We start from the raw sequence: 21,256 nt of genomic DNA, 5'->3' as shown, positions 1-21,256 counted from the left end.
AAAATGTTATTTTTATAAAAATTTTATTCACAAACACCTCTTATAATTAAAAACATTTAACAAACCTATTCATTTATTGTATTTCGTATCAGAAAGTGCTGCTGAATTAAAAGCAAACCCCATGCACAAAGGAAAATAAAATAACAGCATTGATGGTGCGCCACTTGACATAAAAAATAACATAATTATTGAATAAGCCAACAAACACAAAAAGCAATCTCGTTGTCTAATAGAATTAAAATTGTTTTTTAGTCCGAAAATAAAATAAGGGAATAGTAATAAAATAAGACCAAACACTCCATACTCGATTAAAATATCAAGAAATACATTATGCGTATATAAAGCTAGATTCGGACTATAAAAATAGTTAATCATATGATTAGCTAACATCTTAGGTCCTACACCAAAAAATATATTTTTTTGAAATATATCCCAACCAAAAGTCACTAAACTCTGGCGATGCAAATTAGAAACCCACAAAGCTGCATCTTCATCAAGATAATATATTTCAACATCGCTATAATTAAAAAAAGAAAACTCTGCTAAGTCAACCATATTCGGTGCTAACATTAACAAAACCACGCCTAAGCCAAAGGCTCCCATTAGCAGCCATTTAAGCGCATAACGATAAGCCATAATTAAATATATCAGCGAAACGATATGAAAAGCTAAAATGCCTTTCCGTTCAAGTGAAAGTAAAATAAAGGGGTATAAAATTATCAAGGGAAAAATATATTTTTTATTATTAAAAAAATACATATGGCTAACTAATACAACCCCTGTTAAAGCGAGTATGTACTTGGCATCACCTAAATCTTTATAATGGTAATATTTTCCATGAGAAAAGTGATACAAAACGACAAAGATACATATCATTAGTAACGCTTTTAAAAATAATGCCTGAAATTCTTTATGGTATTTAATTGATTGACCATAAACAATTCCAATAACGACCAACAATAGCGTCCACTGGACTGACTCAACTATTGCATCCTTCAAGCTAGATTTTAAAAGGCCAAGTAACAAACAGTATCCGATAAAAACAAACACCATTTGATAGCCATGCGGCACGCACCATACAATGCGACGATGACGTGCAAGAACAAAATAGAGACCGATGATGGTTATCGACGATATATCCGCCAAACGAATAATAACGCCAGGTAACGAAAGCCGTAGATCGGTGAAATACAAAGGAATAACAGTCGCAGCCAAAACGAGCAATAGCCTTTCGATAATTTGCAACTTAATTTGCATATATCCCTCGTATAACTGATAAATTAATCACCAACTAATTACCTAACAACGTGCTATATAACTCAGTATGTCTTTGAGCGCTTTTTTCAATCGAAAACTCATAGGCACTTTCTATTGCTAGTGTTGACATATCATTATAAGAAGTAATATTTGACGTTACAGCTAAGATCAAAGACGTTAACTGCCCAATATCCCCAACTTCAAATAGATACGCGCTGTCAACCACATCATTTAAACCTTCTACATTAGTTGCAAAACAAGGTAAGCCCGCAGCCATAGCTTCAACCACAGCTAAGCCAAAGCCCTCCCAGTTGGATGACTGAACATATATATCAATACTGTCTAAAAAGTAAGGGATATCGCTAACTTGCCCATGAAAATACACCTGGTGCTTTAAGCCTAAATCAACAACCAGATTTTCTAACTTTTCGCGTAATTCACCATCTCCAGCTAGATGTAACTCATAGCCACTACCCAATTCTTTTAACGCCTTAATTAACGTCTCAATATCTTTTTGCTTAACAAGTCTGCCAACCATACCGATTTTGATAGGAAAACCAATTGCTTCAATTTTACGTTCTCGCATTGAAAAGCGACTTAAGTCAACACCATTATTAATAACTAATGCCTTATCGTTACTCCACCCTAAAACAAGTTCAAAGGCTTTTTTCACGCCTTCTGAGATACATACAACTTGTTTAAATCGGCGGAAAAAAATAGCCTCAAACCATTTAACCAATTTAATATCTCGTCTACGATAATAAGGATTATGTTCAGTCAATATTTTTAAGGTGGATGATAGAAGTGCAATATACATAGAAGGGAATAAATGAGCATGGACTAGATCAGCTTTATTCAAACGTTTAATGACACCAAACAATCCTAAATCTCGCTTGTGGTAAACAGTAACGCCTAAGCTATTGAGTTCGTCAATATATTCATTTTCACCGCGGGTAAGAATGACTTCAAATTCAAAGTCATCTTTTTGCAACGTTATTAAGTCGACTAATAAACGTTGTACGCCACCAAGACGTTGTAAATCATTAGTAATATGTACTATTTTATTCACTTAAAAAACCTACAAATTAAAAAGGAGAGTGAATAGTTTATCTTACCGATTATATTAGAACCATGCTGTTTAACGAGCTTATTTACCTCGATCATTTTGGGATAACATAGTTGGTAATAAATTTTTCTATCGGCTTTATCTGATATTTTTAATCCCTTTAACATAAGCAAAAATGTACGTTTTTGAAGTTGTGATACCAATTCACGTTTTTGGTGAATATTATCAATAGTCTGCTGGCTAGCTGTGATTAAATTTACTAGTAGATCTGAATATTTAGAGTTCCTTAACGCCGTTGTTGAGCCCATACGTTTACGATAATAAACAAGTACGCTTGAAATACGAACACTAGATTCGGCTTTTGAAAAAGCGTGAATATTAAACCAAATATCTTCATAAATCATACCCTTCGGGAACCGCAAATCGTTTAATGTGTCTCTATTATACAAACGAGTCCACACAAAAAAGCCTGTATGAAAAGGATTTAAATTTGATGAAGGCAATTCAGATATGACTGTATCGTTAAAATCCGGTAATACTGTTGTAAACTCTGTGAAACCAAATTCAATAATGTCATTTTTGGCACGTTCGACATATGACTCAAGAGTTTTCCAATAATGTGGTGCAATGGCATCGTCTGAATCAATAAAGCCAATATACTGCCCTTGAGCGACTGCTAATGCTTTATTGCGGGCTGCGGCCTGGCCTTGATTAATTGGTTGCTTAATAATGCTGGGTTTAAATTTTAGTGCCTGTTGATGTTCAGCAATAAATTGCTCAACCAAAGTGATAGAGTTTTCAGGGCAGCAATCGTCTACAAAAATGATTTCGACTCTATCCGTATTAATCCCCTCGAATAAGCTTTGCATCAACTCTGGTATATACTGGGCAACCTTATAAACTGGGCAAATGAGCGACACTAGAATTGGCATATTATGCTTCCTGTCGGGCGCTAGCTTGATGCTTAGCACCAATGACGCCATACTCTTCTGAGTAACTTTCTAACATGACAGGCAATGAATATTTTTGCTTATACAATTCATACGCTTCAATACCGTGATCAACAATTTTTTGTTTATCATCTATATATTCCGCCATCGAACTTGTCATCACATTAGCATCTCGAATCGGGACTAAGTAGCCAGATTTGTGTTCAACAATGAGTTCAGAACAACCACCTACATCTGATGTGACTACCGCTTTTTTACAAGCCATTGCTTCGATAATACTGCGCGGTAAACCTTCCCAAAAACTGGATAGTACGAATACGTCTGCTTCGGCCAGTTTTTCTGCGAAATTATCGACCACGCCACAAAAATTAATCATACCGGCTGGGAAGTTAGCGAAGTAAGATTTAACCTGTTCTTCGTACTGTCCGTCTCCGTATATGCTTAGAATAAAGGCTTTATCCTCTGTTAATAATTGCTGACACGCTTCCGCTAGGGTTACGTAGTCTTTTTGATCTTCAAAACGCGCTGCGGTAATAAAATGAACGGGCTCATCGCTTAACTGCCAATTATCGTTACTGATACCCAGCATACCATTGCGGATCACTAATAACTTTTTATCCGGGACGCCAATACGCAGGTACTCATTTTTATCAAACTCACAAACACCAATAATGGTCGAAGGTAAAACTGATAGTGTTTTTTCAAGTAACTGGTATTTTTCATACCCTTTGTTTTCAGGTGTATTAACAAAGGGCACACCATGTGGAACATAGTAGGAGCGCTTAAATGTTAACATTGCCGCGATACGCCCTAATGCGCCTATTTTTGCGGTGTGCCATGAGCAAACTTGTGGTTTTTCAGCGAGAATAAGCCAAACCAATTTAAGTAATGACAGTAAATCGCTTATCGGGCTCAAATCCCGTTTCAAACCCGTTAATGCATGCACCTGAAAGCCTGAATCACGTAATTTATCAATCGCTTCTCCATTCCCGCCAATTGCATAAATTACTTCAGCACCCTCTTGACGAAATTTTTCACCAATTTGACAAATGTGCTTAAAAGAGCCTGATACCACTGTATCTGAACGTGTCATTCCTATTAAAATTTTCATTTTTTGCTCCCTTAGCTCTTATATTTATTGTTGACTAATAAAAAATTGGTCGTCGCCGGTGTCGTTCTACTACCTGCAGTTCTAATAAAATGGTGAAGTTTTGATGAATGAAAGTTCATTTATTTATCGATCAGACCTGTTTGATCGATATACTTTAAAAACACTCTTCATATTTAATAAAACATTCCTAAATTTTATAAATTTGCTTTCTTCTGCTTAATGAAAACAGCCCCTTTGTCTGTAAGGAATAGTCCCAAGGGCTTTATCGCACAAAAGATTAGAAAAATTAAAATAGTGACTATCCCTCCTAAAAGTCCTGAGAGTATTGAAATTTTGGATATCATTAGGTAAAGGGCAATTATAAAAACAGCAGAAAATAGAGATGGTGAGAATTTATTAATTAATTGATAAAAAGTTATTCTTGTATACATAATTATAAACATGAGCGTTAATGAAAATCGTAAAATACTTGCGATGACAACAGCATAAGCAACTCCAATCACGCCATAGTCGAGGCCAAACCAAACTGAAAAAAGTAATATAAACAATGAAGTAACTTGCTTAATTGTTAATATTTTCACTAAGTCGTAAGCAGCTAAGAATGAATCCATAAATGAAGATAGGGCTCTAAAAATAATACAGCTTGCAAGTATCTGTAATAGATCACCGACCACTCCCCACTGACTTCCCATCATAATAAGTACAATTTCGTGAGCCCCAACAATTAAAAGAATTGAACCAAGTGTTAAGGCCAAACTTAATAATGACAGGGACTGTAAAAAAAAGACTACTAATTTATCTTTCTCGGACTTCATTGCTGCCATAACTGGAAATACAACACGATCTACAACAAGTAAATATATCTGATTAGGAAAATCTACAAGTTGCATTGCCCTAGAATAATTTCCGAGCGTGGCACTTCCTAAAAATCGACTTACAATGGCAATGTCTAATTGTTGGCTAAGTAAACCCAATGTATTATTAAAGAAAAATGCAGACGCATATTTACTAATCTCAACCAATTCTTTTTTATAAATTTTATAGCGCAGGTTTCCCCATCCTTTTTGCAATATAAATAAAATAGAAATTAACTCTGATACCCATAAACCGATAATGATCGCCCAATAACCAATATCGAAGTAGAGCAAAGGTACGGTTACAAAAATATTACCTGTGATAGTGCCAAATGCCTGCACTTTTCCTATAAAAAGAATGTCCCCACCGCGTTGTAATAATGCAGAGCAAATATTGCTCACCCCAAGCAATAGAAACATTAAGCTGGAAACTTTTAATGGCATACCAATTTCTTCAATCGTTAATATGTCAGCAATAGAAGTACCAAGAAAAATAAGTGTAATAGTCACTAATGTGCATAGCCCAACGGACAAACCTAGTGCGCTGCCTATATGACGCTCGCTGATTAAAGGCCGTTGTATAACGGTTCTTAGTATTCCCATGTCGGCGACAAGGTACGCAAATCCGAAAACCATGGTAAAAGCAGCCACGACACCGAAGTCTTCAGGGGTAAGAAAGCGCGCAGTCACCATTAGAATGAATAATCTAACTAACTTTGACGAAATAGTTAAAGCAGCCATTGTCCCTATGCCAGATACCACTGACCGATTTTCAGACATTATGACCTCCTGACTAAAGAGGCAGTTTTATATACTGATAAAAAAAGAATACGAGGTGGTATTTTTTTAAATTCTGATTTTCTAACCGAATTAGTAATGTCTTTGGTAATTGATATATTTTTGGCTAACGTTTTTAGCGCATTTTGCCAGTCGCTTTTATTCGTCAACTGTTTGCGCCATTTTAGATAACGCCCCAAAAGATCAAAAAACAGTCGGCTATACATTCGTTCAATGCTAATATTTTTATTTTGGGATAATAAATATTTATCAAGCGCGTGAACGTTATTGGCAATCAAAAAGTAATCAGGATTAAACTTTTTACTCACTGACTCATCATTTAAGTCGTAAAAGTAAGTGCCTTTACAGTAATCGATCATTCTCGATTGCGTAAAAATAATACGAGACAATAATTCATCTTTGTAGGTTTTGCTCATATCTTCAAAACTATCTAAGAATGAGTAGGCAGAAAGAAATATCGACTTTCTATATACGCCGAAACTATGTGCTCCCCAACCATCTATGCAAGATTTAAAGACATCTTCCCCAGATTGAGGCCAAGAATCAGTGAACATATTAAACGGAACTGACTCACCTCCGCCTACTTTCACCTGGGTGAATAATACAACATCAATATTTTTCGTAAATTTTTCAAGTGCCAACTCGATCGCGTTTTCAGAAATAGTGTCATCTATATCTAAATATACGATGAATTCACCCTGCGCTTTCAAAGCACCTGCTCGGCGAGCTTCAGCTGCACCGGCATTTTTTTGATCAACAATATGAATGTTTGAATAACTTTTAGCTAACGTTTCAAGCTTTGATAATGATTTATCTTGAGAGCCATCATTTATAACAACCCATTCAATATTCGGGTATGTTTGAGCTGCAACGCACTCATAGCATTTATCAATGAAAAACTCGCCGTTATACACTGGTGTAATAATGGAGACTTTTTCACTAATTTCGTCTATTACCGTCATTATCGAATACTGGCCATACTATTATACGCAATATACCAATCAACAAACTGCTGCATGCCATATTCAATCTTTGTATCAGGTTTAAACCCAACTTCTTCTTTCAAACTGTCAATATCAGCAAACGTGGCAGGGACATCGCCCGGTTGCATGGGTAAGAAGTTCTTTTTAGCTTCTTTCCCTGACGCTTTCTCAATCGCTTCAATAAAGGTCATTAGTGCGATGGGTTCGTTATTACCGATGTTAAACACTTTATAAGGTGCTTTGCTTGAAGACGGTGACGTATTGGGGTTTTCAGCATTACGCTGTGGTACTACGTCTTGAATGCGAATAATGCCTTCAACAATGTCGTCAATGTAAGTGAAATCGCGCTTCATTTTGCCGTGATTAAATACTTTGATTTCGCGGTCATTCAATATTGCATCCGTAAATAAGAACGGTGCCATATCGGGGCGGCCCCAAGGACCATACACAGTGAAAAAGCGCAACCCTGTTGTGGGTAAGTCGTATAAATGACTGTAGCTGTGTGCCATTAATTCATTCGATTTCTTTGTGGCGGCATACAGTGACACAGGGTGATCGACTGCGTCTTCGGTGGAAAAAGGCATTTTTTCATTCATGCCGTATACCGAACTAGATGATGCATAGACCAAATGCTGTACTTTATTATGCCGGCAACCCTCAAGAATAGTGGCCATACCCACTAAATTTGAATCAATGTACGCCATTGGGTTTTCAATTGAATAACGCACACCTGCTTGAGCTGCCAAATGTATAACGCGTTCGAATTTCTCGTCGGCAAATAATTTAGCAATGCCGTCTCTGTCAGCTATATCGATTTTAATAAACGTAAAATTATCGAAATGTGTAATTCGCTCCAAGCGAGCGAGCTTTAAATTAGGATCGTAATAATCGTTTAGGTTATCTATACCAACGACTGTATGGCCTTGTTCACATAACTTTTCAGCAACAAAATTACCAATAAAACCAGCTGCGCCGGTTACTAAGTATTTCATTTGTACTTCCTTTAATTTATTCGCTAGGGGCGTTAATACTGCTATAGGCCACTATCTATGGTTTGAGTCGACGCATATATATGCAACTCATTTAATAAGCGTTTTTGTCTGTAAATGAACGGAAAATAGTAAAGAAGACGATTTTTGCGTCCATCCATAAAGACCACCTACGAATATAATCTAGGTCGTATTTAATGCGCATTTCCATTTTCTCTATTGTGTCTGTTTCACCACGCCACCCATTGATTTGCGCCCAACCCGTTATACCGGGCCTTATTTTATGGCGCAGCATGTAATATGACACCGCTTTACGATATTCTTCGTTGTGAGCAGCCGCATGTGGACGTGGCCCTACAACCGACATTTTTCCTTGCAACACATTGATGAACTGGGGTAATTCATCAAGAGATGTGCGTCGTAAGAATGCCCCTAATTTAGTGATACGTACGTCATTTTTTGTGGCTTGGGTAACCACATCGGAATTTTCAGTGACGGTCATAGAGCGGAATTTATAAACTTTAATGTCTTTACCATTCAAGCCATATCGGCGTTGTTTGAATATGACAGGTCCTTTAGACGTGAACTTCACGGCCAAGGCTATTACCAGCAATGGAACGGCAATAAGCAGCAAAATAACGCTCGAAAGAATAATATCTTCTATTCGCTTCGTTAAAGCGTATGAACCGCGCATTGGGTTGCAAAAGACACTGATAGTTTGAATATTTCTAACATGCGCCATTGAGGCGCTCATAATACTGAACATATATAAGTTAGGCACAAGTTGAACATTAACCGTGGTATTGCCCAGTAATTGTAATATTCCGGTTATGCGTTTTTCGGCCGATAATGGCAAGGCTATATAAACTACGTCAAATTCGTTTAACCGTGCTGCGTCTACTCCTTCGTCAACTTTACCTTTTAACAACCCGTGATAGGTTTCAGGTAAGCGCGTTGAGGTCCGATCATCATAAATGGCCTTTATTCGATAGCCTGTTTGTGGATTAGCTAGTATTTCTCTGGCGAGGCTTTCGCCTTCATTGGTTAGCCCGATAATTGCGACATTACGAGTATTCATGCCCTTACGACGTATGTAGCGTAGGAAAAGACTGAAGCAACCCCGCCAAATAACCAGCATCGCCGCCGTTAACACAAACCAAACTGAAATGACGCCTCTGGAAAGTTCAATGCTGATTTGCGTCCAGAAGAGATAAAGCGCAATAAGCACAAACGATAATGCCCAAGACAATAAGGTATTAAAAACGATTTCTTTGAACGCGCCGTCACGCCATGAACGATATAGCGCAAGCATTTCAGCCGTAATAGAAAAACCGATAATAGAAATCAAGAAAAGAACAAAAAAATCTTGTGTATACAAAACTTGAAAAATTGATAATGCGATTACCAAAGCGAGCTTGATAACGATCAAATCTGTTAACCGATAAAACGTAGCGTATTTATTGATGTTATTTTTGATAAGACCATTTTGTAGGACCATCATTTTCTTCCTTGCATAATATATCGGTTCTTGATCTGCTTATCTGATAAATGAACATCACATAAGCTTGTATAACCAATGCTTTTTAATTATTAAAATTGGTTCAGGCGTGCATTAACATTTAATAATTTCTGCGCCGCAGTGGCGTCACAATATTTGACTGCACGATGCATTTTTTTGTTATTCGGTAACGACTCCACATTCCTTGAGCAGCCGTTCAATATTATTGTTTTTCTCTGCCCGAATAACACAATACACATTGACTCAGATCTATTTTATGAAAAAGACCGCACAGCGGAATCTTAGATCATCATTATTATTTATATTGACAAAAAATGTCAAGCAAACTTCGATCCAATAAATTATCACCCTTGCAAATCAATAACTTAAAATTAAATAATTTTGTATAATGTTTTTATAAGGACTTTTTAATGAAATATCACCCGAAAGTGTAAAAATACCTGTCAGAAGCATAATTATTGTAAATATTTAGGACTTTCACCTCTTCTGATATGTAAATATAATGTTATAAGCCACTGAATAAATGGTGTATTGCTACAGTTACCCTTACTTTATAGCCTTTTAACATTAATCTAATATCAAATAGATTTTTACATTACTATTCTCAATATATTATTTTTCCAGTACCCGGTTTCATATTGTTTATTTACCAACAGCAAAAATTGATCCAAGACATCTTGTGTTAAATTTAATTCGGTAATCTTTATAATATACAGAGGTTTAAGAGAGAGCTTGGGCGCGAGTATTTATGGTTTGCTATATGCTTTTCTACTGTATGCTCTGAAAAGGTGAAGAGACATGCACAAGTCTCGTGCTGAGTATATTTTTAACCATTCATTACGGTATTTTTAAAAGTTTATATAAAACAGATAGATAGTGCTTTTAAGTGCTTTTAAGGTCTTTATTTCTCTTTTTAGCATTTTCGTAGAATACGTACCCATTCTACACCAGCTGTTATTATCTCGGCCTTACGTTATATGCTTTTAGCTGCCGCTATGTGGGTTTTTGATCCGCTGATGGTTTCTTCGAACACCGAATAATAAGGCACCAACATTACGCCCTAAAAAAATGTGCATCATCATTCAATAACGTAGATTTATCTCGTGTATCAATCCCACCTTTCTAACTAATTGTTCTTATGGCAAATTACTAAAAACGTTTTAATCAAAGGTAGCCTGGCGTTATGGCCTTAACACAAATGCAAATTATCCAATCTCTTGGCGAGGCCATGAGCTGGTTTGAGCGGGAATTGAGTTGGGGTGTACCACCAACAGAGTTACGTCACCTTTGCGGGCGTATTGGGGAGTTATATGCGGCGTTAATTTCTAATGGGCAAATGGCTACCGAGGTAAATCAAAAGGGCTATGACGTAGTTAGTGCAGAGGGCGAGCGCATTTCAGTAAAAACAACAGCCATGATGAGAAACAGCGGGCATGTTACGTTTAATGCCAACACCCTTGAACTCGTTGACCGGGTAATCATTCTGCGCGTTAATACCGACGAAATGCAAATAGAGACATTATTAGACGCCTCTACCGCTGAAATGATTGAACTATTGGGCGGCGAAAGAAACGCTAAGCGCATGCTGTCATTAAGTAAACTAAGCGGAAAACCTAAAAATACATTTGAGATCAAGTCTGTTAAAGAAGTTAAATTTCAGGGCTACCTTATCCGTGAACTTGAGACAGGCACAATTGAAATTGACTTAAACGGCGTACAGATAAGTCCTGTTAGACCAGAGTTACGAAACATCGCTAAAATTCTGAATGTCAGTTTATTAAACAGTAATGGAAACCTATTTAACACACGCCAGTTGGGAAGCCTGATCATAAAAACCATACAAGAAATGAATGATTAATTTTTGCTCTTTTCTGGCTATTGGCCTCATTGGTTACACATCACGCTTGAGAGTTTAAATATCCATCATTCGGTCAATATTCATTGATAATATTCGTTTTTCTTGTTTTTGCATGTCGACCAAATTAGTGAATATTTCTGTCAACTGTATCTCATCTACTTCTTGTGCTATTTGGCTATATAACTCAATGAGTTCATCGCTAAATTTCATGGCTAATTCAGCAACATATTCTATCAATTTATCGGTTTGCAACGTTTCAAACTCTGGGATCTGAAGTATATTTTGATCATTTGCGAATTGAAGATAGGTATCTAGGACTCCAGTAGACGTGTCTTTTTCATAATTGCCTAGTGCATCAGCAGCGTCTTTCTCATGTTTAATCAAGTAATTTAATAATAATGCTGCTTTTTGTGAGTTTTCGTCTGTTGCCAGTAACGCATAAAATTTACCTAATCGAATATGAAATGATTTTGCATGGTTAATAGCCTGTCGTGCTGTTTCAAACCTCATGTTGTTCTCTTTGATGAATATGCATAATAATTGATCTTAATTATCATTTAGATAGTGATAATAATGTTGATGAAAATCAATTTTGTGGAACAAAGCCTCAAATTGAAAAATATATATCTTACACTGGTTATATCACTACAAAACACCGTGAAATTAGCTGTATTCGGTTAAAAAACGTAAAATTAAATAAAGTTTTTTCGCTTGCTCAATTTATCTCTTAAACAGTGAGTTATGGCTTTGCGCGATACATAAAATAGGCGTGTTTAATGACGACATTAGCTTGGATAATAGTCAGTAGTTTGTTGATGAGTTCAATAGCGTTGGTGGGCAGTGTAACCTTACTACTGAAGCCTACGACCCTTAAAAAATTGCTCTTACCTTTAGTTGCCTTCGCGGCAGGTTCGCTGCTTGGTGGGGCTTTTTTACATATGATCCCAGCCGCGCTTAAAGCTAATCTGGGTATTGTGACGATTGGATTATTAGTTATCAGTGGGTTTACCGCTTTTTTCATTCTTGAGCAATTTTTGCATTGGCGGCACACCCATCAAATACCCAGTGAACAAAGCAAACACAAAGAGCCTTTGACCTACTTAATTTTATTTGGCGATGGGCTGCATAATTTTTTGGGCGGTATGGCAATAGCCGGTACCTTTTTAATCGATATTCGTTTGGGTATTGCCAGTTGGCTTGCCGCCGCAGCACATGAGGTACCACAAGAGTTGGGGGATTTCGCGGTACTTGCTGATGGTGGCTGGTCAAATCGTTCAGCACTGTTATTCAATTTTCTATCTGGGCTAACGTTTTTACTTGGCGGATTAATCGCTTATTTTCTATCGTTTAAAATAGATATTTCTTGGCTTATTCCTTTTGCTGCGGGCAATTTTATTTATATCGGCGCCGCAGATTTAATCCCCAAAGTGAATAATGATACTTCGCACAATGTAAAAGACAGAGCAGTGACCTTAACTGCTTTTGTATCTGGTATAGTCCTTTTGTTTTTGGCGATACCTTAACGATATTTTTTGTCAGAATTCCGCGATAAAATTCCGCAATAGTTTCGAACAAGACATCTTTAAAAATAACGAGATTCATGCCGATTGAAATGAAAAATAAAAGCGGCTTATCCTTTTGCTATTATTTTTATTCATGCCGTAAATGTTCACAGGTTAGTGTAAAAACATAGTGCCCGTCTTCGTTGATATCTCGGCTCACTTCATCCTCAAAATACAGATAGTTCAGGTGTGCAAGCGCTTCGGCAATGGCGAAGAACATATTGTGTTCATTTAATTCCCGCTTAAACAACACAGGTAAGCATTCTTTGATGGTTTTACCTTGTGCACAAAACGATTTTAGGTTGGCTAGATGCTCATGATGATGCTCAATCAGTTCATCAACCCGCTTATGTAGCCCAACAAAAGGTTGTTTATGAGAGGGTAATACCAGCGCGTTCTGTGGAAGGTTTTTAAACTGCGGCAAAGTGTCTAAATACATTTTTAGAGAATTAGCATTTGGCTCGGTGCTGTACACCCCTATATTCGGGGTGATAATGGGTAACACATGATCCCCTGATATCAATACATTCGTTGTGGGGTTAAACAAGCAAACATGTTCTGGCGAGTGACCTCTACCAATTAATACCTGCCATTGATGTGTGCCAATGGTCAGGTTTTCGCCCTCTTGCAAACGTTCATGATGCAAAGGAATTGGCCGAATAACTTGCCCTACCCCTTTATTCGTTTTGCGGTTTTCACTGGCGGTTGCCACGTACTCTGATGACATACCACAGCGCACAAGATATTCGTCGTCTTGCCAGTCTGATGCCCCTCTGCTGCCTGCGCTCATAGCTCTGCCAACAAAGTATTCAGAATGGCTCATATACAAGGGTGCACGATATTTATCGACTAAATAACCAGCCATACCTATATGATCAGGATGCATGTGGGTGACAATGACCTTGGTCAAGGGCACATCTAATTTGCTCAGTAGGCTATCCCATATCTCTTGCGTTTTGCTTACCCCAAAGCCAGTATCGATAAGTGCATAGCCTTTTTCACCGGTGACAGGGTCGTCGTCTTCAATCAAGTATAAGTTGATATGATCCAGCTCAAAGGGCAACGGCATGCGTAACCACAAAATACCCGGTGATACTTGCTGCCACTCACCTGGCTCTGGCGCTTGCACATCAATAAAGTCGATTGTCATTGGGCGTACTCCACAATTTATATCAACCTATTACAATCAAATTTGTCCTAAACCACCACGCACAACGATGAATCATTAACTATCAAAACCTTGAATATCAAAAAGAGTGACTTCTGCACGTCACCCTAGCGTTATATCTACCAACCTAATCTGGCCGCTTAACTTAATTGCGGGAAAATAATCAACCACTTCTATTTGCACTCTCATGATATTGGTTAATAATCAAACAATAATATATATTTAGGCTAGGGATATGGCCACAAATCAAACGGAAAACAATTCTCCCCTTCCCCGTAAACCAAAGTTTTTACGTATTTGGTTACTGGCTTTGATTGGCATTTTTTCGATTGTCGCCTTCGGTTATTATCAATACAGGCTGCAGCAAGAAAATTTTGCTAATACCAATTATTTTCGAGTGTTGTCTGAAGCCGCCTCACAACTAGATAATAACCTCGCCCAATTAATTAGCTTGTATGAATGGGGCGAAAGCGAAGCCAATATACGGGCCATACTACCCAGTTACAAAAGTGCAAAGCTGACAAGTCAGCAAAGCAAAAGCTGTAAACCAACGGATGAAACTGGCGCACAAACCAAGCTCTTTTCCTACCAATTCGACGGGCAAAATTTTTCAGTTTTGCCAAAGGGAATTGACGATGTCAAAGAACCGGAAAAAGAAAAGGGCAACAAGAAAAACCCATGCGCAAGTGTTACCAGCAACGACATTTTGCCTATTCCCACAGCAGGCTTTAGTCTCTATCTATTCGTTAATCAATTTAATAAAGTCATTGCGAGTCGCGGGGAACAATCGGCCCTTTCAATCATTAATGTTAACCATATAAGCCGGCTAATTGCCGAGAAACAAAACCTCAGTTGGAAAGATCTGGCATCCGACAACCAGCAATCGTCCCCCGTTGAAGGGCAAAAACTACCTGGATTCAATCATTTTTTAGATTTACAACTCACCGCGGGTGAGTACCGTATTTTCATCTATCCTTACAAAATGAGCAATACAGATAAGCTCATAGGTGATATCGCAGAACCTCTTTATGTATTGGGTGTATTGCCCAAACCCATGCTTAAGGCAGAGCAAAGCCAGCGCTGGAATTTAAGTTTATTGTCGATAACTTTGCTGATCTTGATCTTTGCTTGGGTCATGTCACGTCTATTTATGTTGTCCAACAATCAAGCGGTGGGAGATATATTTTATTACTTAACAATGGTCTGCAGTTATGTTCTTTTTGTAATGGTTATTTCACTGTTGCTCGCCTACGGGGAAAAAACCACCGAACAGAGCTATAAAAAAACGCAAGCAAAGCAACTGCTAACCAATATCAATTCTAGCTTTGATCAAGAGATGAGCGAGATAATTAATGAGCTCGATACATACCGTAAATTTTATCGAAAATTGCTTGAAGCTCTGCCAGAAAACTTACCAGAGAACACTGTTCAGCAAACTGAAACTGCGGAACGCACAGCACTCGCTTCCCTTCTATTACACTGTAACAATTATAATTCACCCTATTCAATCAAAGAAGAAACTCAGTGGAGTTACAGTACGCTAACAGATGTATACCAAACTGTAGATAGGCCCACAGATTGTGATCTCGAACCGGTTATTACAAACAAAAAACGATTGAATCAGATAAACTTTTTTGCCCCCGGCCTGCAGTTTATACCTAGCGAAAAAGATGATGAAAAGTATGCCCAGTGGTTTAACGCCGAAAAAGGGAGCAGCCAACAGACTAAAATTTTAAATATTGTGCTCTTGGATAAAGACGGTAGCGATACTATGCCGATGTTTTTTTTCAGCGAAAATAATAAAAAACCTACCAGCTTCCAACTTGCACAGAGGCAATATTTTAGAAATGTCCGTGACCTAAAAGGTTGGCACGCAAAGTTCGGTGACCTATCTAAGTCGGCGGATAAGCAAAGTTCGCTGGATATAAACAACTTCTATATACAACGCCTGTTGAATCTTAATAACGGAACGCGTGGCAGCACAATAGGTATGCCCCTTTACGACATCCCTCAAGAAAATGGTGAAGGTAATGTCATGGTGGCCGACATTGCCCTACCATCCCTAACGATGACTGAATTTAATCAGCCTAATAAATTATTAGACATGACCTATATGGTCGTTGACCGAGACTCCGGGCAGGTCTTATTTCATTTGGAAGAAGACCGTACCCTAGTAGAAAATTTATTTAGTTTTGGTCAGGGTACCGAAAAAATCACTCACCGCATACGCGCAGGTCTAGGCTCAGACGAGGATTGGGTAGAAGGGTTTTATCATGGCATAGCCGGTACTTTTAGTTATCAAGAAATGCCCATCGAGCAATGGGCATTAGTAATGTTTATGCCTAACGATAGTCTTGATATTTTTATGACCAATCTATTTTTGCTAAACAGCATCACCATGGCCGTAATATTATTATTTATTTCGTTATGCATCGTGATAATACGGCATTTTTTTGATACCGGTTTAATCAAACTAAAATGGTCAATTCCATTGGTCATCGACCGACGCAAAATCATGTTGTTTAGTTCAATTTATATTGCCAGTATCTATCTTGGTTTTTGGCTCGACAGCGCTATTAATCGCTCAAATGGACCAGAGCAACCCTATGTATATTGGGTGACGGTACTGGCCGCCATCGCATGTTTACTTTGGGGATATTTTGAATACCAGAAGTACTATAGCCAGTCACGGCAGGCCCAGCGTCGGCCAATAAACAGTAAAAAGGGCGCGTTCGTATTAACCATTTGTTATATTTTTACTGGCGCTTTATGCACTTTTTACCTGCAACAGGTCGGTATGTCTTCGTCTTTAAGTTTGAACTGGTACTACACCCAAAAGTTATATCCCGCTAGATTAAATCAAGAACGTCAGGAATTACATACCAGTGCACTTAACCGCTATCCTAATTCGATCAGCCGTTTTCACGTGGCCCCCTTGAGTCTTATGCCCATTTCAGATGAATGGGAAAAGACCTTAACGTTGAAGGCCGCTGCAACCCCATATATGCAACCTAAAGACGTTCGCCATTTTGGTAAGCTTGTAAATACGTCGGATATGAAAAGTTGGGTAACACGTTATTTGGGGTTTAAAAAGGATACGCAACCTAAATCAGCGAGTGTGGAATCCGATACATCGAAACTCGTGCGTAAGACAGATTTGAACGGATATTTATTTATCATGGCTGTCAGTTTTGTACTGCTGTGTTTTGTCTGGGTGCGCTTTAATAAACTCATTTTGGCCGTGCGCTTATTCGGGCCCCCAGAGTTTTTGCGCCATCTTAATCAAATCGTTAACCGCCCCTATAAAATAGATGACTATTATCCGAATAAGGCATTGGTGCTCGACTTGAATACTGTTCCAACTGCTGGCCACAACATTGCGCTGTTGTTACAGCAATGGCAAACCAAGACCAAACATTTACCAGCACTATTTGAAGACTTCTTTATTCTTTGCCCGTCGTTAGTAGAGATTGCAGGGCAAGATAATCCTTTTCCCAATATGAAAATATCCTTGGAAAAAAGCAAACAAGGAATAGCATTAACGCTATGGGATATAGAGATGAGCTTAGAACTACCCATACAACGAAAACTACTGCTACGTTTTATTAATCATTTAAAATCGCTAGAAATAGCAGGGCACCTTGCCAGCGTCACTATTATCAGTGAATTTCACAGCCTGCAACGTTTGTGTTTAAAAGATACGCTGCTAAATTCTCAAGGACAAAGCACCCAACAACTTGAACACGGGGAATATTTCTCGTGGGCTGAATGCCTCATGGATTTCTCCGTTTTAGTCCCCTCGGACCTTAAAGAAAATCTAGATTTAAAATTTATTCAACATGAAGTGGATGCATTTCCAATGTTGGAATTTCTTCGTTCTGAATTAAACTTACCCATCGCTAACACATGGTATAAGTCGTTTAATTTATTGCGTTGGATATACCTCAAAGATTGGCAAAAAACCCACAAAGAATGGGCATCAATTAACTTTATTTTACTTAAGTCTGAAGCTCTTTATCGTTTCAAGTGGGAATCCTGTTCAGCCGCAGAGAAGCTAGCACTATTCTATTTGGCCCAAAACAAACGAGTAAATCCCGCCAATCTGCAAATGTTAGAACACTTGGCTTTGAATGGACTCATAAAAGTCAAACGAGGCAGAGTACATATCGTCAATAAGAGTTTCGCTTATTTTGTTCAGTATGCCGAAGACAGAGAAACCCTTCATCAACTGGTTGCGGAGGGTAACTTGGGCCGGTGGCAGAGTTATAGGCTACCCGTGACGTTACTGATTGTAATGGTTATTGGCACAATAGCTCTGACATCAGGTAACTCTTTGTATATGATCGTGGCATCAGCAATGGGTGTGTTGGGTACTATTGGCAGCTTAACCAATAGCGCTAATTTGATCCGCAGTAATCTGCAAAAATGAGCAGCTCTTGAGCCTTAAGCATATTTGAGATAGGCATCTTATGTACGACGAGTTGATATACCTTTCAACCTCGCTACTTTTTGTTTATCCAAGTGCGTTGCAGAGTTTGTGATAGTGGCGATGTACGTAAATACGCTTAATTAATTTTTAAGCCGAATCTGTTTAGACGACCTTACTTGTGGTGTTATTACATAAGGTCAAGGCTAACCAAACAGTGCGCTAGTCACAGCAATGCTAAACGGATATTTTACATACCTTCTATTAAAGCCGTAATTAACGTGGCCAAAGAATTTTTTGGCTAAATATTGTTATCCTAGTAGCAGTGTATGAGCAAAATAATAACCACTTAAAAGGACATAATGCGTGATCGACCAAGCCAGTAAAACCCTTAAGGATGTGTTTGGTTTTAATGAGTTTCGCCAATCGCAAAAAGCGATTATTGGCAACGTACTCCATAAGAAAAACACTCTGGCGATCATGCCTACCGGTGGCGGTAAATCTTTGTGTTATCAGATTCCGGCTTTACTGTTCGATGGTCTAACAGTGATTATTTCACCGCTAATTTCACTGATGCAAGATCAAGTCCGTCAACTCCATGCACTCAATATTCCAGCTTGTGTATTGAATAGCTCTCTTTCAAAACTAGAATATCAAGACAATCTACAGGCCATTGGGGAGCAGCGTTGTAAATTAGTGTTTTTAGCTCCAGAAACGGCCTTGCAAAGCAATGTTGTTGCGCTATTAAAAAGCGTTACTATTGCTTGTATTGCCATTGATGAGGCACATTGTATTTCAGAGTGGGGCCATGATTTTCGACCTGAATATCGCCAACTTAATCTTCTACTTGAGCAGTTCCCCAGTGCGGTCTGCGTTGCCCTGACTGCCACAGCCACACCACGGGTGCGAGCCGACATTAAGCGACAGCTTCATATTCCTGATAACAGCGAATTTATTGCCAGTTTTGATAGGCCAAATCTATATTTAGAGGTATTACCTAAAGACAATCCTTACCAGCAGTGCACCAGTTTTATTAAGCTGCATCCAGAGCAATCTGGCATTATTTACTGCCTGTCACGCAAGCAGGTTGATGAACTGAGCGCTAAACTTAGCGCCGATGGTTACTCAGTGGTGGCGTATCATGCAGGGCTTAGCAGTGCCAGGCGCAATGAGGCGCAAGAACGCTTTATTCGAGATGATGTGCATATTGTGGTGGCCACCATTGCGTTTGGTATGGGTATTAACAAACCCGATGTGCGCTATGTTTTACATTACGATTTACCCAAAAATATTGAAGGGTATTATCAGCAAATTGGCCGAGCTGGGCGCGATGGTTTATCTGCCGATTGCCTTTTACTCTTTGGTTACGGTGATACCGGAAAGGTTCGCTATTTTATCGACCAGATTTCCGACGATCAAGAAAGACGAATTGCCACCGGGCACCTTAATCAAATGCTTGCACTGGCTGAAACAGACACTTGCCGTAGACTGCCATTACTACAGTATTTTGCCGAAGCGCCACAAAGTGAAAATTGCGCAAAATGCGACAACTGCTGTAATGAAAGCAAGCAAAAAAGCGATTTAACAGTCCCTGCGCAAAAGTTTCTTTCTTGTGTCTATCGCACAGGTGAGCGCTTCGGTGCTAGTCATATTATTGATGTACTACGTGGCTCAAGCGCTGAAAAAATTCTGCAAAACCAGCACAACTTGCTTTCTACCTATAATATTGGCAATGAGTACAGCAAGAAGCAGTGGATGGTGCTTTCGCGTCAGCTGTTGCAGAAGGGGTTGTTGAGTCAAGATGAGCAATTCGGCGGGCTGCGTCTGACCAAACAAGCAGCTGACGTGCTCAAAGGTAATGCCCCCTTCTTCGCCTTGCTACAGCAAGCAACCGTTAGCAGTAAAATCAGTTCTACCCCAGCGCAGCCGGGTGACCCAGCGCTAGTGCAAATACTTAAGACTGAGCGTAAGCGCATAGCAGACGCAGACAATATTCCGCCTTATGCAGTGTTCGCTGATCGCACGTTAAACGAAATGGCTCACTACTTTCCTCGCTCATCCCAAAGTTTATTAAAAATTCACGGAGTTGGTCAGGCAAAATTAGACACATACGGTGATATTTTTCTACAGCTTATCAATGATTATTGCCAGCAGAATAATCTGCAAGAAATGACTAATGATCAAGCACCCAGTAAAACTGTTAAGGCAAGCAGCCATACCTCGCCAAAAACCAGTGCAAAAACGCTTGAAATTATCAATGCCTTTGAAGAAGGTAACGATATAGAGGCACTCGCCATTCAGCACAAGGTTAAAGCTAATACCATTAACAAGCACCTGTATGACTATGTACTAGCAGGCAATTGTCTCAACCAACCCGAGCGTCTACTCTTAACAACGAAACTCAATAAAACTGAAACAGATAAGGCCCTCAACGCCTTTCAGCAACACGGGGCTGCCCGATTAAAGCCCGTGTTCGATGCCCTGAATGCACAAATAACCTACGACCAATTGCATTTATTAAGGGTCTATTTCGTGCAGCATAAAGGTATTTAAATTAGATAATCACCTAACCATTCCTAGGTTTCACAGAGAGTAATTGGGGTCAGTAATTGGCAGGAGGAGTAATTGGGGTCAGGGTCAGGGCAACCGCATGAATGCTTATTAATTAATCATGCTACTGAATCCCGCTGTTAATACAGCTTCCAGATAATTGGC

The 21,256-nt window shown here is 38.8% G+C and carries 14 protein-coding genes; 4 read left to right on the top strand and 10 right to left on the bottom strand.

Annotated features, from left to right (window positions below; genetic code table 11):
* Positions 1 to 69: 69 nt before the first annotated feature.
* The 8 genes from GQS54_RS21045 to GQS54_RS21010 all read right to left on the bottom strand — a co-directional run bounded on the left by GQS54_RS21045 (position 70) and on the right by GQS54_RS21010 (position 9,506).
* Complete coding sequence (locus GQS54_RS21045; protein WP_240920030.1) at positions 70 to 1,257, bottom strand: O-antigen ligase family protein; 1,188 nt, start codon at positions 1,255 to 1,257, stop codon at positions 70 to 72.
* A gap of 34 nt (positions 1,258 to 1,291) precedes the next feature.
* Complete coding sequence (locus GQS54_RS21040) at positions 1,292 to 2,326, bottom strand: glycosyltransferase (RefSeq protein WP_166425889.1); 1,035 nt, start codon at positions 2,324 to 2,326, stop codon at positions 1,292 to 1,294.
* Positions 2,323 to 3,255, bottom strand: coding sequence for a glycosyltransferase family 2 protein (locus GQS54_RS21035; protein ID WP_166425888.1), 933 nt, complete (start codon positions 3,253 to 3,255; stop codon positions 2,323 to 2,325). The genes GQS54_RS21040 and GQS54_RS21035 overlap by 4 nt, the downstream gene beginning before the upstream one ends.
* Before the next feature lies 1 nt (position 3,256).
* Positions 3,257 to 4,384, bottom strand: coding sequence for a glycosyltransferase (locus GQS54_RS21030; RefSeq protein WP_166425887.1), 1,128 nt, complete (start codon positions 4,382 to 4,384; stop codon positions 3,257 to 3,259).
* Positions 4,385 to 4,578: 194 nt separating this feature from the next.
* A complete protein-coding gene (locus tag GQS54_RS21025) occupies positions 4,579 to 6,018 on the bottom strand; it encodes an oligosaccharide flippase family protein (RefSeq protein WP_166425886.1) in 1,440 nt (479 codons plus the stop codon).
* Positions 6,018 to 6,998 (bottom strand): glycosyltransferase family 2 protein, encoded by a 981-nt coding sequence (locus GQS54_RS21020; protein WP_166425885.1) that lies wholly within the window; start codon positions 6,996 to 6,998, stop codon positions 6,018 to 6,020. Before GQS54_RS21020 ends, GQS54_RS21025 begins: the two co-directional genes overlap by 1 nt.
* Complete coding sequence (locus GQS54_RS21015) at positions 6,998 to 8,011, bottom strand: NAD-dependent epimerase (RefSeq protein WP_166425884.1); 1,014 nt, start codon at positions 8,009 to 8,011, stop codon at positions 6,998 to 7,000. Before GQS54_RS21015 ends, GQS54_RS21020 begins: the two co-directional genes overlap by 1 nt.
* A 91-nt stretch (positions 8,012 to 8,102) precedes the next feature.
* Positions 8,103 to 9,506 (bottom strand): undecaprenyl-phosphate glucose phosphotransferase, encoded by a 1,404-nt coding sequence (locus GQS54_RS21010; RefSeq protein ID WP_166425899.1) that lies wholly within the window; start codon positions 9,504 to 9,506, stop codon positions 8,103 to 8,105.
* A 1,204-nt stretch (positions 9,507 to 10,710) separates the two neighbouring features.
* On the opposite strand from GQS54_RS21010, the gene GQS54_RS21005 reads away from it, so the two are divergent.
* Positions 10,711 to 11,385 carry a hypothetical protein gene (locus tag GQS54_RS21005; protein WP_166425883.1) on the top strand — a complete coding sequence of 225 codons (675 nt, stop codon included), beginning with the start codon at positions 10,711 to 10,713 and terminating at the stop codon, positions 11,383 to 11,385.
* A gap of 54 nt (positions 11,386 to 11,439) precedes the next feature.
* Here the strand turns inward: GQS54_RS21005 and GQS54_RS21000 are convergent, their stop codons facing one another.
* Complete coding sequence (locus tag GQS54_RS21000) at positions 11,440 to 11,895, bottom strand: hypothetical protein (protein WP_166425882.1); 456 nt, start codon at positions 11,893 to 11,895, stop codon at positions 11,440 to 11,442.
* Between the two features lie 266 nt (positions 11,896 to 12,161).
* Here GQS54_RS21000 and GQS54_RS20995 point away from each other — a divergent pair, with 266 nt between their 5' ends.
* Positions 12,162 to 12,908 carry a ZIP family metal transporter gene (locus tag GQS54_RS20995; RefSeq protein WP_166425881.1) on the top strand — a complete coding sequence of 249 codons (747 nt, stop codon included), beginning with the start codon at positions 12,162 to 12,164 and terminating at the stop codon, positions 12,906 to 12,908.
* 127 nt (positions 12,909 to 13,035) lie between these two features.
* On the opposite strand, the gene GQS54_RS20990 is transcribed toward GQS54_RS20995, so the two are convergent.
* Positions 13,036 to 14,097: an MBL fold metallo-hydrolase gene (locus GQS54_RS20990; protein WP_166425880.1), complete on the bottom strand. Its 1,062-nt coding sequence runs from the start codon at positions 14,095 to 14,097 to the stop codon at positions 13,036 to 13,038.
* 253 nt (positions 14,098 to 14,350) lie between these two features.
* On the opposite strand from GQS54_RS20990, the gene GQS54_RS20985 reads away from it, so the two are divergent.
* A complete protein-coding gene (locus tag GQS54_RS20985; protein ID WP_166425879.1) occupies positions 14,351 to 18,544 on the top strand; it encodes a hypothetical protein in 4,194 nt (1,397 codons plus the stop codon).
* Between the two features lie 363 nt (positions 18,545 to 18,907).
* Positions 18,908 to 21,094 carry a DNA helicase RecQ gene (gene recQ, locus GQS54_RS20980; protein WP_166425878.1) on the top strand — a complete coding sequence of 729 codons (2,187 nt, stop codon included), beginning with the start codon at positions 18,908 to 18,910 and terminating at the stop codon, positions 21,092 to 21,094.
* Positions 21,095 to 21,256 lie beyond the last annotated feature (162 nt).

Origin of the sequence: Paraglaciecola sp. 20A4, assembly GCF_011378905.1 — a bacterium.
Lineage (GTDB): Bacteria > Pseudomonadota > Gammaproteobacteria > Enterobacterales > Alteromonadaceae > Paraglaciecola.
Note: the sequence above shows the minus strand (reverse complement) of the source record. Positions and strands in the feature narration are given on the sequence as shown.

Excerpts from the sequence above, each read along its gene's own strand:
- GQS54_RS21020 (WP_166425885.1), bottom strand. The coding sequence starts at position 6,998 with ATGACGGTAATAGACGAAATTAGTGAAAAAGTCTCCATTATTACACCA.
- GQS54_RS21000 (WP_166425882.1), bottom strand. The coding sequence starts at position 11,895 with ATGAGGTTTGAAACAGCACGACAGGCTATTAACCATGCAAAATCATTT.
- GQS54_RS20995 (WP_166425881.1), top strand. The coding sequence starts at position 12,162 with ATGACGACATTAGCTTGGATAATAGTCAGTAGTTTGTTGATGAGTTCA.
- GQS54_RS20985 (WP_166425879.1), top strand. The coding sequence starts at position 14,351 with ATGGCCACAAATCAAACGGAAAACAATTCTCCCCTTCCCCGTAAACCA.
- GQS54_RS21015 (WP_166425884.1), bottom strand. The coding sequence starts at position 8,011 with ATGAAATACTTAGTAACCGGCGCAGCTGGTTTTATTGGTAATTTTGTT.
- GQS54_RS21005 (WP_166425883.1), top strand. The coding sequence starts at position 10,711 with ATGGCCTTAACACAAATGCAAATTATCCAATCTCTTGGCGAGGCCATG.
- GQS54_RS21025 (WP_166425886.1), bottom strand. The coding sequence starts at position 6,018 with ATGTCTGAAAATCGGTCAGTGGTATCTGGCATAGGGACAATGGCTGCT.
- GQS54_RS21030 (WP_166425887.1), bottom strand. The coding sequence starts at position 4,384 with ATGAAAATTTTAATAGGAATGACACGTTCAGATACAGTGGTATCAGGC.
- GQS54_RS21035 (WP_166425888.1), bottom strand. The coding sequence starts at position 3,255 with ATGCCAATTCTAGTGTCGCTCATTTGCCCAGTTTATAAGGTTGCCCAG.
- GQS54_RS21010 (WP_166425899.1), bottom strand. The coding sequence starts at position 9,506 with ATGGTCCTACAAAATGGTCTTATCAAAAATAACATCAATAAATACGCT.
- GQS54_RS21045 (WP_240920030.1), bottom strand. The coding sequence starts at position 1,257 with ATGCAAATTAAGTTGCAAATTATCGAAAGGCTATTGCTCGTTTTGGCT.
- GQS54_RS20990 (WP_166425880.1), bottom strand. The coding sequence starts at position 14,097 with ATGACAATCGACTTTATTGATGTGCAAGCGCCAGAGCCAGGTGAGTGG.